Origin of the sequence: Methylorubrum aminovorans, from assembly GCF_022179725.1 — a bacterium.
Lineage (GTDB): Bacteria > Pseudomonadota > Alphaproteobacteria > Rhizobiales > Beijerinckiaceae > Methylobacterium > Methylobacterium aminovorans.
This window is the reverse complement of the sequence record NZ_BPRC01000076.1, coordinates 1-2,264: the sequence shown is the minus strand read 5'-3', so window position 1 is coordinate 2,264 and position 2,264 is coordinate 1. Positions and strand designations below refer to the sequence as shown.

Below are 2,264 nucleotides of genomic sequence, written 5' to 3'. Positions count from 1 at the left end.
TGTCAGCGGGCGTTGAATACTCCCTGATTGTGGGCATCGAAAATTCCCTGGTCGGTGCCCTGGCCCGTAGGGTCGCGACGCCCCGCGCCCTCTCGGGCTTTTCCATCCTCAGCCACCATGCCTGCCGATACCGATCGGCTGGGAGCGACGAGGATGGTTCTGCTGGGAGAACTCGTCATGATCTTGGACCTGCACCGACAGGGCCTGTCCGTCTCCGCCATCGCCCGCCGGACCGGCCGCGATCCGAAGACGATCCGCAAGTACATCGAGCGCGGCCTCGAGCCGCCGGCCTACGGCCCGCGTCAGCCCGGCCGCCCGAGCAAGCTCGCGCCCTATCTCGATTATCTGCGCGAGCGGATCACCGCCTTCCCCGACCTGAGTGCCGTGCGCCTGACCCGCGAGTTGCGCGAGCGCGGCTACACCGGTGCCTACACCGCGGTGAAGCGGTTCGCCGCCGCGATCCGGCCGCCCGAGGCCAAGCCCTACGAGGTCCGCTTCGAGACCCCGGCCGGCCAGCAGGCGCAGGTCGACTTCGCCCGCTTCCTCGTCACCTTCACGGATGCGCCGGACACGACCTGCATCGTCTGGCTGTTCTCGCTGGTGCTCGGCCATTCCCGGCACATCGAGGCGCGCTTCGTCCTGCATCAGGACCTGCAAACGCTGCTGCGCTGTCACATGCAGGCCTTCACCGCGATCGGCGGCGTGCCGATCGAGATCCTCTACGATCGCATGAAGACGGCGGTCACCGGCGAGGATGCGGACGGCCACATCGTCTACAACCGATCCCTGCTGGCACTCGCCCAGCACTACGGATTCCTGCCGCGCGCCTGCCGCCCGTACCGGGCCAAGACCAAGGGGAAGGTCGAGCGACCGTTCTCCTACATCCGCCAGGACTTCTTCCTCGCACGTTCCTTCCGCGACCTCGACGACCTCAACCGCCAGCTTCGGAGCTGGCTCGATACCGTCGCCAACGTCCACTTGCACGGCACCACGCAGCGGATCGTCTCGGAAGCCTTCGCCGCCGAGCGGCCCGAGTTGCAGCCCTTGCCGGCTCTGCCCTTCGACGCTCTGCTCACGCTGGAGCGGCGCGTCAGCCACGATGGCCTCGTCTCGATCGGTGGCAACTATTACAGCGTACCGGATCGGACCCGGCGCGTCGTCGAGGTGCATCAGTTGCCCGACACGATCCGCATCCTCGATGGTGGCCGGCTCGTCGCGAGCCATCCGATCCTGGAGGGACGACGGCAGTACCGCATCGACCCCGACCATCGGCAAGGCACGGCCGCTCGGGCCATGCGCCGCGGCCATCCCGACGGTCTGCCGATCGGCCGCCATGGCGATCACGTCGCCCGGCGCTCGCTGGCTGTCTACCAGGCAGTCGGCGAACGGCTCGCCGGCGGGATCGGAGGCCAGCGATGAGCCGCGCCGCCCCCTGTGTCGCCACGACCCTCGACAGCATCAAGCGCAGCTTGGTCGGCCTGCGCATGCCGCGCGCCCTGGAGGTGCTCGACGCGACGGTCCGGCGCATCGAGCAGGGCGAGATCGACGGTTTGGCCGCCCTCGACGTGATCCTGACCGAGGAACTGACGCTGCGCGAGAACCGCCGCGTGAAGACCGCCCTGCTGGTCGCGCGCCTGACCACGATCAAGACGCTGTCCGGGTTCGACTTTGCCTTCCAGCCCTCGCTCGACCGCGAGCGCGTCCTGGCGCTGGCGGAACTGACCTTCATCGACCGGGCCGAGGTCGTCCATCTGCTCGGACCACCCGGCACCGGCAAGAGCCATCTGGCGATCGCGCTCGCCGTCGAGGCGGTCAAGGCCGGGCGCAGCGTCGTGTTCTCGACGCTGGCCGACCTCGTGACCTCGCTGGCCAAGGCCGAGCGCGACGGCTCCCTGCGCGAGCGCATCCGCTATCTCTGCCGGGCCTCGCTGCTGGTCGTGGACGAGATCGGCTACCTCCCCGTCGTCCCCGGTGGCGGCAACCTGTTCTTCCAACTCGTCAACGCGCGCTACGAGCGCGGGGCGATGATCCTGACTTCGAACCGCGGCTTCGCCGAGTGGGGCGAAGTGTTCGGTGATCCGGTCGTGGCGACAGCCCTGCTCGACCGACTCCTCCACCATGCCGTGGTGATCCAGATCGAGGGGGCGAGCTACCGCCTGCGCCAGCACGCCGACCTCGTCCCCGAGCACGTCCGCTCCAAGGCCCTGATCGTTCCGCCGCCCGCACCCAGGCGTCGCGGTCGTCCACCCGGAAAGGCTGCCTCC

At 68.9% G+C, this 2,264-nt stretch carries 2 protein-coding genes; both read left to right on the top strand.

Annotated elements, in window-relative coordinates; translation table 11 throughout:
• Positions 1-153 precede the first annotated feature (153 nt).
• Complete coding sequence (istA, locus tag MFF24_RS28540) at positions 154-1,419, top strand: IS21-like element ISMex13 family transposase (protein ID WP_238229207.1); 1,266 nt, start codon at positions 154-156, stop codon at positions 1,417-1,419.
• Positions 1,416-2,264: IS21-like element ISMex13 family helper ATPase IstB (istB, locus tag MFF24_RS28535; protein ID WP_238229206.1), on the top strand; the 849-nt coding region annotated here is incomplete at its 3' end. The genes istA and istB, both read left to right, overlap by 4 nt.

Bases quoted from the DNA above. Each gene is read 5' to 3' on its own strand.
- istA (WP_238229207.1), top strand. From the start codon at position 154: ATGGTTCTGCTGGGAGAACTCGTCATGATCTTGGACCTGCACCGACAG.